Here is an 11875-nt window from a genome sequence, read left to right on the forward strand (position 1 = left end):
CAGAAGATCTGCTTGAATTATTTGCTGGGGATAGTCACGACCAGGTTTTTCCGCCCCTTGGCACGCCGGCGCTTGATAACAATACGGCCATTTTTACTCTGCATCCGCTTGCGAAAACCGTGGGTCCGTTTTCTGCTGACCCGGCTCGGCTGATAAGTACGCTTACTCATGAAATTATTCTCCCGTTCTGTTTTTTTTATCGGTGTTTTTTGTCAAAGGGCACTACTAACCATAATTTTGACGTTAAGTCAAGATGGTTTTGCTTCTGCGACTCCCTACCTACCCCGCTGAGCCAAAAATTGCTTGCAAACGGGAAGTTCCTCTGTTAGCTTGAAATCCCCACGAAATCAGCTGTTTTTTACCTTTTAACTGGTCAGGGAAGAACAAGAAATATTTTTATCCACAAGTGTTTATAAGTATGTGGATAAGATTATTTTATTTGGTTTTTTTCGCAATTCCCCGGCGTTAAATTTTCCCTCGGTATGTCCATGAACAAGCTCTGGCAAGAAACAGTCTCTCATCTTGAGAAGACCCTTAATCCGCAGCATTTCTCGACATGGATTAAACCTGTCCGATTTGTATCCCTGAAAAAAGACCTGTTGATCCTCGAGGTTCCCAACCGTTTCTTCTTTGACTGGATAAGGGACCACTATGCCCGCCTGATTCAGGAAACGGTATCCCAGATTGGTGCCGTCTCCTATAAAATAACCTTCCAGATTGCAAGCCTGCCAGAAAAAGGAAATCACCAGTCGAAGGATGAAAAGGTTAACCCCGCCTCACCGGTTGAACCGGTGAGGGAGACCTTACCACGCGAGTGGAACGGTTCCTATAATCTGAACCCGAAATATGTTTTTGATGAATTTGTTTCCGGTTCTTCAAATCAGTTCGCCTATGCAGCCGCCCGGGCAGTGGCCAACAACCCGGCAACTACTTATAATCCACTGTTTATCTATGGAGGGGTTGGGCTGGGAAAAACCCACCTCATAAATGCGGTAGGAAATGCAATTCTGAGCCGCAACCCGGAAATGAAGGTTTGTTACTATACTTCTGAAAAATTTATGAATGAATTAATAAATTCACTCCGTTATGCAAAAATGGATGAATTCAGAAATAAATTCAGATCAATGGATGTCCTTTTAATTGACGATGTTCAATTTATTGCTGGAAAAGAAAGAACACAGGAAGAGTTTTTTCATACTTTCAATTCTTTGTACGAGTCCCATAAACAGATTGTAGTCACTTCCGATAAATTCCCGAAAGAGATTCCCGGCCTTGAAGAACGCTTAAGATCACGTTTCGAATGGGGTTTGATTGCAGATATTCAGTCCCCCGATGTTGAAACAAAGTTGGCAATTCTTAAAATGAAGGCTGAAAGCAATTTTATTGATTTACCCGAAGATGTAGCCCAATTTTTGGCAAACTCGGTGAGCAGCAACGTTCGCGAACTGGAAGGTTTTCTGATCCGTATCGGCGCCTTTGCAAGTCTGACCTCAACCAAGGTGACCCTGGAAATGGCCCGGGAGGTTTTAAAAGACATTCTGGTAGAAAAAAACAGGGAATTAACGGTCGAGGAAATTCAAAAAGCGGTAGCCAGTCATTACGGTCTTAAGATTGCCGACTTGAAATCCCCAAAAAGACTGAAAACCCTGGTCCTCCCTCGCCAGGTGGCCATGTACCTTTCCCGCCAGATGACCTCCATGTCCTATCCCGATATCGGAGAAAAATTTGGTGGCAAGGATCACTCGACGATAATCCATGCGATAAAAAAAATTGAAAAAGCCATGATTGAAGATCTCCAGTTGCGAAGTGCCTTGACAGCCATTAAAAATACCCTAAGCCAATAGATAACCTGTGGACCCAGCCGGGGTTACCTGGGGATAAAATGACCGTTATTTTCAATTATTATCCTCTTCCTTGATAAGCCGGTTTAACAGCCGGACCTTATCCACAGGCACAAACCCAGTCGCAAGGCGTGTAAGAACTGGACATCAACAAATCCACAGGCATATACTACTGCTGCTATTTTTTAAAATCATTTTTATTAGTCTATAGGTCCTGTGTACAGGAGAGCCGATATGCAATTCACTATCGAAAAGGAAGTTTTTCTTAAGGGGTTGGCTCGAATCCAGGGAATCGTTGAAAAGAGAAATACCATCCCGATTCTCGCCAACGTCCTCATTGAGGCTGATGAAGGGGGTATTCTCCTCACAGCGACTGATCTGGAGGTGGGGATTCGTGCGACCTATCCCGCCAGGGTTTCCAAAGTCGGAAAAGTGACGGTGGCGGCGAAAAAATTATTTGAAATTGTAAAAGAATTGCCGGAACGGGAAGTATCTTTTCTCGCAAAAGATAACTGCTGGATAGAAATAAGATGCGGAAAAGCTCTTTTTAATATTGTAGGTCTCTCCCCAGATGAATTTCCGTATTTTCCTTATCCTGAAAAAGAACAATTTATATCTCTGAAAAGTTCCATAATTAAAGAGATGATTGAAAAAACTTCTTTCTCCATTTCAATGGACGAAAGTAAATACAATTTAAATGGCATCTATTTTAAAATTAATAATAACGAAAATGAAAATTTACTTCGTCTGGTAGCAACGGATGGACATAGACTTTCTTTAATAGAAAAAAAAGTTTCAGATCAGGAAATTATTGATTTGAAAAAAGGAGTAATATTCCCTCGAAAGGGAATATTGGAACTACGAAAAATGGCGGAAGAAGGTGAAAGTGATATTCATCTTGGTTTTATGGACAACAATGCAGTAATTAGAAAAGACCAAACCATTATTGTAATGCGTTTGGTTGATGGGGAATTCCCTGATTACAATCGAGTTATTCCAAAAAACAATGATTACACAGCTACAATTTCCTGTGATTTATTTTTTCACGCATTGCGCCGAATGGCTGTCCTTTCAAGTGAAAAATCAAAAGGAGTTAAACTTCTTTTGAAAAACGATATTTTAGAAATTTCTTCATCAAATCCAGAACTTGGTGATGCAAGGGAGGAATTGGAAGTTGTTTATCAAGGACCTGAAATATCGATTGGCTTCAATGCCCGTTATTTGATGGACATCCTCCAGGTTCAGACTCAACAACGGATCGTTCTTTATTTGCGGGATAATCTCTCTCCTGGTTTGCTTCAACCGGAAGAAGACAAATCCTATCAGGCTGTGGTCATGCCAATGCGCCTGTAAATAGGTAGCGACACTGATGCTTAAGAAAAAGCCTTTTAAGAAGGCTTTTTTCATGACGGGCACCTGTTCATGATCCTAAAAAGTCTGCATCTTGTTAATTTTAGAAATATTGATTTAACCAATCTTGCCCCTGATCCTGTTTTTAATATTTTCTGGGGAGAAAACGCCCAGGGTAAAACCAATCTTCTGGAGGCGATTTACCTGCTGGGTACTTTAAAAAGTTTTCGCGGCAGCCAAAATGAGGATTTAATCAGAAAAGGGCACGAAAGAGCGTTGATCCGAGGGGAAACCGTCGCCGCGGGGGTCTCCAATACCCTACTGATCGGCATCGATTCCAAGGGAAAACAAGCCCAGTTAAACGGCAAAAGGGTAACCAACCCGGAGAGCTTTTTTCGTTGCCTGCGACCCATTCTGTTTGCACCCGAAGAGGTGGCCCTGGTTAAAGGCGCTCCGGCCGGCCGCAGAAACCTGATCGACCGGGCAATTTTTCAGACGGACCCTGCTTACCTCTCACTGGCTCAGGAATTCGATCGAATTCTGCGCCAGCGTAACCGTTTGTTAAAAGAACAGCGCGGCGAAACTGAAATAGAACCCTGGACAGCCGGCCTGGTTCGTAGCGGTGCTTTAATCAGACGACAGCGTTTTTTGTTTGTCCAGCGCCTGCTCCCTCATTTCCAGGAAATTTATGACCAGATTTGCGGGCAGCGGGAAGTGGCTGAACTGGTTTACCGCGAAGGGGATTCCAACCTTGAAAAGCTGGAGCATGAACTGACCCTCTCATTCGACCAGCAGGCTGAATTGGAGCGTCGTATTGGCAATACCCTGGCAGGCCCCCATCGGGATGACCCCCACTTTATTGTCGATGGTTTACCGGTTCGCCAGTTTGCCTCCCAGGGGCAGCAGCGCTCCTGTCTGCTCGCCTTCAAAACAGCTCAGATCCTGGACCTTGAGGGCCTTACCGGGGAATCGCCGATCCTGCTGCTGGATGACCTGACCGGAGAACTTGATCATAAACGCCAGGAATTTTTTTTCCGATTTTTGCTGGCCCGCAAAGGCCAGGTTTTTATAACCACCACCGATCTCCAACCGTTACTGAAAGAAGGATTTAACCAGGCCCGCACCTTCCAAATTCACGCCGGATCCCTGGAACCCGCATAACCAGATCGAGGATGAAATGACCGAAATTAAACAGAAAGAATATGGAGCGGACAGCATCAAGGTCCTTGAGGGACTATCCGCGGTACGCAAGCGTCCGGCCATGTATATTGGATCGACAGGCCCGCTTGGCTTGCACCACCTGGTCTACGAGGTGGTCGACAACTCCATCGACGAAGCCCTGGCCGGACATTGTGATGAAGTTTCGGTGGTGATTCACTTGGATGGCTCGGTGACCGTTGAGGACAATGGGCGGGGAATTCCGGTCGAGATGCATCCGACCCAGAAGAAGCCCGCCGCCGAGGTCGTTTTGACGGTTCTCCACGCCGGTGGCAAGTTCGATAGCGACAGTTACAAGGTTTCCGGTGGTTTGCACGGGGTCGGTGTCTCGGTTGTCAACGCCCTCTCTGCTCGCCTCGATCTGGAAATCCGCCGCAACAACCTGGTGTACCGCCAAAGTTACGAACGGGGCGTTCCGACCGGACCGCTGCTGGAGGACGGTGAAACCATCAAGCGAGGGACCAAGATCACCTTCTGGCCCGATCCCCAGATTTTTGAAACAACGGAATTTTCCTTTGAAACCCTCTCCCAGCGCCTGCGTGAACTCGCCTTTCTGAACGGTGGGGTGCTGATTCACATCCTCGACGAGCGCAGCGAAAAGCGCCACGATTTCCATTATGAAGGGGGGATCTCCTCCTTTGTCGAGTATCTCAACCGCGCCAAAACCCCGCTCCATGCCAAGCCGATTTTCTGCAAAGGGGAACGGGAAGGGATGGAGATTGAGATTGCCATCCAGTACAACGACGGCTACGACGAAAAAATCTTCTCTTTTGCCAACAACATCAACACCCACGAAGGTGGCACCCACCTGATCGGTTTCAAGGCGGCCCTGACCCGGACCATGAACACCTACGCCACCGCCAACAATCTCTTCAAAAACGTGAAGGCGACCATTTCCGGCGATGACCTGCGCGAGGGGATGGCCGCCGTCATCTCGGTAAAAATCCAGGACCCCCAGTTCGAGGGCCAGACCAAGACCAAGCTCGGCAACTCCGAGGTCAAGGGGCAGGTCGAGTCGCTGTTGAACGAAAAACTTGCCACCTACCTCGAAGAGAACCCCCAGGTTGCCCGAAAAATTCTTGAAAAAGGGATTGAGGCGGCGCGGGCCCGGGAGGCGGCGCGCAAGGCGCGGGACCTGACCCGCCGCAAGGGTGCCCTCGATGGCCTCTCCCTGCCGGGAAAGCTCGCCGATTGCCAGGAAAAAGATCCGTCCCTGTGCGAAATTTACCTGGTCGAGGGTGATAGCGCCGGCGGCAGCGCCAAGCAGGGACGGGACCGCCGCTACCAGGCGATCCTGCCCCTGAAGGGGAAGATCCTTAATGTCGAAAAAGCACGGTTCGACAAGATGCTGACCTCCAACGAGATCCGGACCCTGATCACGGCAATGGGAACCAGTATCGGCAAGGATGATTTTGATCTGTCCAAGCTGCGCTACCACCGCATCATCATCATGACCGATGCCGACGTGGACGGATCGCATATCCGTACCCTGCTCCTCACCTTTTTCTTCCGGCAGATGGTGGAATTGGTCGAGCGTGGCCACCTTTACATTGCCCAGCCTCCGCTTTACAAGGCCAAGCGCGGCAAGAAGGAGATTTACCTGAAGGACGAAGCCGGCCTCCTCGATTACCTGCTGGGTGAAGGGGTAGAGGGAATGACCCTGCAGATGGAGAAGAGCGGCAAGGTCATGCGCGGTAAGCAGATTATTCCGACCTTGCGCAACATCATCGATTTCAACAACCATTTTGAAAAGATGCTCCACAAGGGGGTAAATCTCGAAGTGTTAAAGGTTTTCGTCCAAGGAAAAGTCTTTAACGGCTTTGCAGATATGGCGGACCTCAACCCCCTGGCGGAAAAATTGAAGGCGATCGAACCCCGCGCCAGTTTCCAGGTTTTCGAAGAACCGGCCCGCATCCTCTTCACCCTTGGCAACGTCCGGGCCCGCATTGACCAGACCGTTCTCGAACATCTCTCCTCCCACGAATACAAGTTGCTGCTCCAGGCCTATCGCCTGGTCGAGGATCTCTGTATCGACGAGAGAGCCCTGGTTTCGAGCGAAGGGAAGGAAGAGGCCGTCATCACCGATCGCCAGGACCTGCTCTCATTTTTCCTTGACCGTGCCAAAAAAGGACAATATATCCAGCGTTACAAGGGACTGGGGGAGATGAATCCGGAACAGCTCTGGGAGACGACCATGGACCCGGAGAAGAGGGTCCTGCTCCAGGTCAAGATCGAAGACGCCGTGGAAGCCGATGAAATCTTTACCGTGCTGATGGGAGACCAGGTCGAGCCGCGCCGGGAGTTTATCGAAAACAACGCCCTGAACGTTTCCAACCTCGATATTTAACCTGACGGGACGTGCGGCACGGCGAATGGCTGATGGTGGCAGAATATTTTGTCGCTGTTCCTGATCCCTGCCCAGCGTTACTGATTTTCCGGAGGAAAATCAATGCTTTCTGAACAAAACAAGATCAGCGTCAATATTGAAGACGAGATGCGCAAGTCCTACATGGACTATGCCATGAGCGTTATCGTCGGCCGGGCCCTGCCCGACGTTCGCGACGGTCTCAAGCCGGTCCATCGCCGGGTTCTCTACGCCATGAGCGAACTGGGCAACGAATGGAACAAGCCCTACAAGAAGTCCGCCCGCGTCGTTGGTGATGTGATCGGTAAATTTCACCCCCATGGCGATTCGGCGGTCTACGATACCATCGTCCGCATGGCCCAGGACTTCTCGATGCGCTACCAGCTGGTCGACGGCCAGGGGAACTTCGGATCGATCGATGGCGATTCGGCAGCGGCAATGCGCTACACCGAGGTGCGCATGGCCAAGCTGGCGGCCGAACTGCTTGCCGACATCGACAAGGAGACGGTCGCCTTCGGCCCCAACTATGACGACTCCCTGCAGGAACCCCTGGTCCTCCCCTGCAAGTTTCCCAACCTGCTGGTCAATGGTTCGGAAGGTATCGCCGTCGGCATGGCCACCAAGATCCCGCCCCACAATCTGGGGGAAGTGATCGATGCCCTGGTCGCCATCATCGACAACCCGACCCTCGATTTCGATGACCTGTTGCGGCTGGTGCCGGGGCCCGACTTTCCCACCGGCGGCTTCATCCTCGGCCGCGAAGGGATCCGCGAGGCCTATTCCAGTGGGCGCGGCATCATCCAGATGCGGGCACGGGCGCTGGTCGAAACCCAGAAGAAGAGCGAGCGCCAGGCGATCGTCGTCACCGAAATCCCTTTCCAGGTCAACAAGGCGCGATTGATCGAGAAGATCGCCGACCTGGTCAAGGAGAAGAAGATCGAGGGAATTTCCGATCTGCGCGACGAATCGGACCGGGAGGGGATGCGCATCGTCATCGAGCTGAAGCGGGACTGTATCCCCCAGGTGATCCTCAACCAGCTTTACAAGATGACCCAGATGCAGGCCTCCTTCGGTATCATCATGCTTGCCATCGTCGGCGGGCAGCCGCGGGTGCTGACCTTGCGGGAAGTCCTCGACCGTTTCCTCGACCATCGCAAGGAGATCGTCACCCGGCGCTGCATTTTCGAACTGAAAAAGGCCGAGGCCCGGGCTCACATTCTCGAAGGGCTCAAGATTGCACTGGAGAACCTCGATGAAGTGATCCAGATCATCAAGACCAGCGCCAATTCGCCCGAGGCCAAAGAGAGGTTGATGCAGCGCTTCAGTTTTTCCGACCTGCAGGCCCAGGCGATCCTCGATATGCGCCTGCACCGCCTGACCGGGCTGGAACGTGACAAGATCATGGCCGAGTACAATGAAATTCTCGCCTTGATTGCCCGTCTCAAGGAAATCCTCGCCAGCGAGGTGGAAATTTTCCGGATCATCCGCGAGGAATTACAGGATATCCGGGAAAAATTCGGCGACGCCCGCCGTACCGAGATCGTTGCCAAGACCGGCGAACTCTCCCTGGAAGACCTGATCGTTGAAGAAGATATGGTGGTGACGGTCAGCCACAGCGGTTATATCAAGCGCAACGCCGTCTCCCTCTACCGGGCCCAACGGCGCGGCGGCAAGGGAAAGACCGGAATGCGCCCCAAGGAAGAGGATTTCGTCGAGCGCCTCTTCATCGCGTCGACCCACTCCTATATCCTGATCTTCACCGACATGGGCAAGGTGTACTGGCTCAAGGTCCACGAGATTCCCCAGGGGGGGCGCGCTTCCCGCGGCAAGGCGATCGTCAACCTGTTGCAGTTGGCGGCCGGTGAGCAGGTGATGACGATCCTTCCGGTCAAGGAGTTCGTCGACGGCAAATTCATCATTACCGCGACCCAGAACGGCACCATCAAGAAGACCGAGCTGATGGCCTATTCCAACCCCCGGGTCGGCGGCATTATCGCCCTGACCATCGACGAGGGGGACCGCCTGATCGCCGCCCGCCTCACCGACGGCAACATGGATATTCTCCTCGCCAGCCGCGGCGGGAAATCGATTCGCTTTCCCGAAACCGATGTCCGTCCCATGGGACGCACGGCGCGTGGGGTGCGCGGCATGATGTTGGAGGAGAACGAGCAGCTGATCGGGATGGAGACCGTAACCGACGCCACGGCCTCGACCCTGGTGACGGTGACGGAAAATGGTTATGGCAAGCGTACGGCGCTCGATGAATACCGGGTGCAAAGCCGTGGCGGCAAGGGGATCATCACCATCAAAACCTCCGAACGCAATGGCCAGGTCGTCGACATCAAACTGTGCGATGAAGATTCGGACCTGATGTTCATTACCGACCGGGGCAAGGTACTGCGCACTGCAGTGGGCGATCTTTCGATCATCGGCCGCAATACCCAGGGGGTACGGTTGATGGTTCTGGAATCGGGCGAGCGCATTGTCGCCGTCGCCAAGCTCGCCGAGAAGGATGAGGAAAATGGAGATCCGGAAGCTGCAGAAGAAGATTTTGCGGGAGGAGCTGAGGAGGCGGAGGAAGAACTCTAAGCGCCACCGGCTGCTGGTAACCGGAATCCTCGCCCTGCTGATCCTCCTGTTTGCGGGGGCAGCCTTTTACCTGTACAATCTCGACGGGATGCTGGAAAAGGATTTCCAGCAGGCGCAGGAACTGGTCGAGGAGGGAGACTACGCGACCGCGGTAGCGGCTTTTCAGCGTATCTACCAGCACCACCCGAGTTTTTATCTCGCCCCCCAGGCACTCTTCGAAGCCGGCGAGGTTCTCAACCTCTACCAGCAGCGTTATCCGGAAGCCCTCCTGACCTATTTGCTGGTCGAAAAGGATTTTCCCGACAGCGAGTCGGCATCGAGCGCCCGCAGGAAGATCGCCGAGATCTATAAATACCGCCTTCGGGACTATTCGCGGGCGGTCGTTGCCTACCAGAAGCTTCTCGATAGCGGCGTGGAAGATGGTGACCGGGTTCAGTACGAACTGGGGGACACCTATTTTCGGCTGAATAATTTCGAACAGGCGCGGATCGAATTTGAAAGCCTGTTCAAGACCTGGCCCCAGAGCCCCCTGCTTCCCCAGGTCCGGTTCCGGATCGCCACCACCTTTGCGCTGGAAGGGGAATTAAAGGAGGCCGAAGCGGATTATCGCGCGGTGATCCGGGAGTGGCCGGATGACCCTTTTGCCATCGAAGCCCGCTTTGGTCTGGCGGCCGTTCTCGAGGATGGTGAGCGGCTCCTCGATGCGTTGAAGGTCCTGGAGCAGCTGCGTGGAGTCTATCCGAATCCCGAAATTCTCCAGAAGCGGATCGAGCAGGTAAAGGAACGGATTCGCAAGAAGAAAAAGGCGATATGAAAATCGAGGAGTGATCCGTGAAGAGTGCAGAACCCAATCCGGGGACTCTGAAGATCGGGGTGGTCGGGGCCGGCAGCTGGGGGACGACCCTCGCCAACCTGTTGGCCAAAAAACACTATAGCGTCACCCTCTGGGCCTTCGAAGCGGACCTGGTGGAGCGGATGCGGAAGACCCGCGAGAATGACCTCTTTCTCCCGGGGTTCCCGCTGGCCGACGGGCTCGCCTTTTCCAACGACCTGGCCGAGGTCGTCGCCGGCAGGGACCTGCTGTTGCTGGTCCCCCCTTCCCAGGTGATGCGGCGGGTGGTGGAGCAGGCCGCGACCCATATCGCGCCCGGGACCCTGATCGTTTCGGCGGCGAAGGGGATTGAAAACGAGACCCTGCAATTGATGTCGCAGGTCCTCGCCGAGACCCTTCCCGCACCCCTGGCAGAGCGCCTCGCTTTTCTCTCCGGCCCTTCCTTCGCCCGGGAGGTGGCGGCGGAGATGCCGACCGCTGTGGCGATCGCCGCTGAAAATCCGGCCATCTGCCGAGCGGCCCAGGAAGTGTTCAGTACGGCCGCATTTCGTGTCTATACCAATGACGATGTGATCGGCATTGAGCTCGGCGGTGCGCTGAAGAACGTCATCGCCCTGGCGGCCGGAGTTTCCGATGGCCTCGGCTTCGGTCACAACACCCGTGCCGCCCTGATTACCCGTGGTCTTGCCGAGATGACCCGGCTTGGTCTTGCCCTTGGCGCCCAACCTGCCACCTTCGCCGGGCTGGCCGGAATGGGTGACCTCGTCCTCACCTGTACCGGCGACCTCTCCCGTAACCGCAGCGTCGGCATGGAACTCGGCCGGGGCCGCAGCCTCGAAGATATTCTTGCCGGCATGACGATGGTCGCTGAAGGGGTCAAGACGACGCTCTCCGCCTATCAGTTGGCTGTCAGACTTGGTGTCGAAGTGCCGATTACCGCACAGATGTACCGCATCCTCTACCAGGGGAAGAGCCCGCGGCAGGCAGTGAGTGAGTTAATGCTGCGGGAACTGAAACCGGAAGGACTCTGACCTTCGGCCCGCTAGGGCCGCCACCAGGGAGATAATGACCATGAAACGCCTCTTGCTGATCCTTGCCTGTCTCTTGCTGGCCGCCCCGGCCTGGGCCGGCCCCAAGGTGCTGATGAAAACCAACCTCGGGGATATCACCCTCGAGCTTGACGCCGCCAAGGCCCCCGTGTCGGTCAAAAACTTCCTTGCCTATGTCGACAGCGGCGCCTATAACGGCACCATCTTTCATCGCGTCATTGATGGTTTCATGATCCAGGGGGGAGGGTTCGATGCGGAACGGCAGCGGCGTCCTACCGAGGCGCCGATCAAGAACGAGGCCGGCAACGGCCTGAAGAACCAGCGGGGCACCATCGCCATGGCGCGCACCTCCATGGTTGATTCAGCCACCAACCAGTTCTTCATCAATCTCAAGGATAATGACTTCCTCGATCACAAGGGGGAAGATGCCCGGGGTTTCGGTTATGCCGTCTTTGGCCGGGTCGTGGCCGGCATGGACGTGGTGGACCGGATTGCCAAGGTGCCGACCCGGTCGGTCAATGCCGTGTTTCAAAACATGCCGGTAGAACCGGTTACCATCCTCACCCTGGAACGACTGAAGAACTGAACCCGGTCGGAATGCCATTCCGCAGCAAGCCGGCGAAGGGAGCGC

Annotated in this window: 9 protein-coding genes; 8 read left to right on the top strand and 1 reads right to left on the bottom strand. The window is 53.5% G+C overall.

The genetic code is table 11. The features are described from left to right. Positions 1–17: 17 nt before the first annotated feature. A complete protein-coding gene (gene rpmH / locus ACYQ8E_RS12145; RefSeq protein WP_066729552.1) occupies positions 18–170 on the bottom strand; it encodes a 50S ribosomal protein L34 in 153 nt (50 codons plus the stop codon). 318 nt (positions 171–488) lie between these two features. Between rpmH and dnaA the strand changes: the two genes are divergently transcribed. The 8 genes from dnaA to ACYQ8E_RS12185 all read left to right on the top strand — a co-directional run bounded on the left by dnaA (position 489) and on the right by ACYQ8E_RS12185 (position 11830). Further along, the gene (gene dnaA, locus ACYQ8E_RS12150; RefSeq protein WP_066729553.1) at positions 489–1844 is read left to right on the top strand and encodes a chromosomal replication initiator protein DnaA; all 1356 of its coding nucleotides are present in this window, start codon (positions 489–491) and stop codon (positions 1842–1844) included. A gap of 231 nt (positions 1845–2075) precedes the next feature. Beyond that, the gene (dnaN, locus tag ACYQ8E_RS12155; RefSeq protein WP_459861051.1) at positions 2076–3194 is read left to right on the top strand and encodes a DNA polymerase III subunit beta; all 1119 of its coding nucleotides are present in this window, start codon (positions 2076–2078) and stop codon (positions 3192–3194) included. A 69-nt stretch (positions 3195–3263) separates the two neighbouring features. Then, entirely contained in the window at positions 3264–4352 is a 1089-nt protein-coding gene (gene recF / locus ACYQ8E_RS12160) for a DNA replication/repair protein RecF (RefSeq protein WP_082820080.1), read from the top strand. Positions 4353–4368: 16 nt separating this feature from the next. Further along, positions 4369–6756: a DNA topoisomerase (ATP-hydrolyzing) subunit B gene (gene gyrB / locus ACYQ8E_RS12165; protein WP_066722418.1), complete on the top strand. Its 2388-nt coding sequence runs from the start codon at positions 4369–4371 to the stop codon at positions 6754–6756. 102 nt (positions 6757–6858) lie between these two features. Continuing rightward, positions 6859–9363, top strand: a complete 2505-nt coding sequence (gene gyrA / locus ACYQ8E_RS12170; protein ID WP_066722421.1) for a DNA gyrase subunit A — start codon at positions 6859–6861, stop codon at positions 9361–9363. Next, positions 9296–10177 carry a tol-pal system YbgF family protein gene (locus ACYQ8E_RS12175; RefSeq protein WP_066722423.1) on the top strand — a complete coding sequence of 294 codons (882 nt, stop codon included), beginning with the start codon at positions 9296–9298 and terminating at the stop codon, positions 10175–10177. The genes gyrA and ACYQ8E_RS12175 overlap by 68 nt, the downstream gene beginning before the upstream one ends. A gap of 47 nt (positions 10178–10224) precedes the next feature. Beyond that, the gene (locus ACYQ8E_RS12180) at positions 10225–11226 is read left to right on the top strand and encodes an NAD(P)H-dependent glycerol-3-phosphate dehydrogenase (RefSeq protein WP_066729556.1); all 1002 of its coding nucleotides are present in this window, start codon (positions 10225–10227) and stop codon (positions 11224–11226) included. A gap of 40 nt (positions 11227–11266) precedes the next feature. Next, positions 11267–11830 (top strand): peptidylprolyl isomerase, encoded by a 564-nt coding sequence (locus ACYQ8E_RS12185; protein ID WP_066722425.1) that lies wholly within the window; start codon positions 11267–11269, stop codon positions 11828–11830. Positions 11831–11875: the final 45 nt, after the last annotated feature.

This window comes from Desulfuromonas carbonis (assembly GCF_054658035.1).